1 protein-coding gene is annotated in these 943 nt (G+C 53.1%); it reads left to right on the top strand.

What is annotated here, in order from left to right:
* A partial coding sequence (locus N5C91_RS31805; protein WP_279834511.1) for a DMT family transporter occupies positions 1 to 937 on the top strand: 937 nt, incomplete at its 5' end.
* Positions 938 to 943: the final 6 nt, after the last annotated feature.

Below are 943 nucleotides of genomic sequence, written 5' to 3' on the forward strand. Positions count from 1 at the left end.
CGAGCTCACGCTGCTTTGGGATTGCTCAATGAACAAGCTGGTCTACCCCGCCTTTGGCCTTTTAGGACTGATTTGGGGAACTAATTTTATCTTCATGAAATGGGCTGCCGTGCTGATTTCACCCATCCAAATCGTTCTACTCCGCGTTCTGTTCGGCTTCCTCCCCATCCTTCTCCTGGCTATATCACGTAGGGCCTTGAGCTGGTCAGATCTACGGCAATCGCATCACTTCATCGTCATGGCACTTCTAGCTACGGCGCTTTACTACCTCGCCTTCGCCAAAGGCACTGCGCTGTTACCATCAGGCATCGCAGGAATGCTCAGTGGTGCCATACCTCTATTCACATTTCTGACAGCATTTCTCTTTTTGCGCCAAGAGCCCATCACTCGGATGACCATCACAGGGCTGGTCATTGGCTTCTTCGGTGTGATGCTGATAGCCCGGCCCTGGAACGCCTCTGCTGACGGTATCTCGCTCAGTGGCGTGCTCTTCATGATCGGTGGGTCTCTAAGCCTTGGCTGCTCGTTTGTGTATGCGAGAAAGTTTCTGGTAGATAAGAATCTGTCCCCTCTCGCGCTCTCCACCTATCAAATAGGTTTTGCGCTGCTGTTACTCCTGATGACTACCAGCTTCGATGGTATGGAGCGGATCACAAGCGAACCTGTCGCCTTGACTGGCCTAGTCTTGGGTCTAGGCGTCATGGGCACTGGGGTTGCTTACGTTCTGTACTATTTTTTAGTCCAGCAGCTCGGGGCGCTCAAGGCTGCAGGGGTGACTTACGTCCCACCGGTAGTGGCGTTGGCAATTGGCACCATTCTTGTGAATGAGCCTATCCACGCCTCGGATCTGCTGGCACTGGCTTGCATCATCGTCGGGGTCTACGTTCTGCAAAAAGGGAAAACAGCGGCACCGCCAGTGCGTGAAATAAAGCCTTGAGATCCT

Source organism: Pseudomonas sp. GD03903 (assembly GCF_029840045.1).
In the GTDB taxonomy this organism is placed as follows: Bacteria; Pseudomonadota; Gammaproteobacteria; order Pseudomonadales; family Pseudomonadaceae; genus Pseudomonas; species Pseudomonas pseudonitroreducens.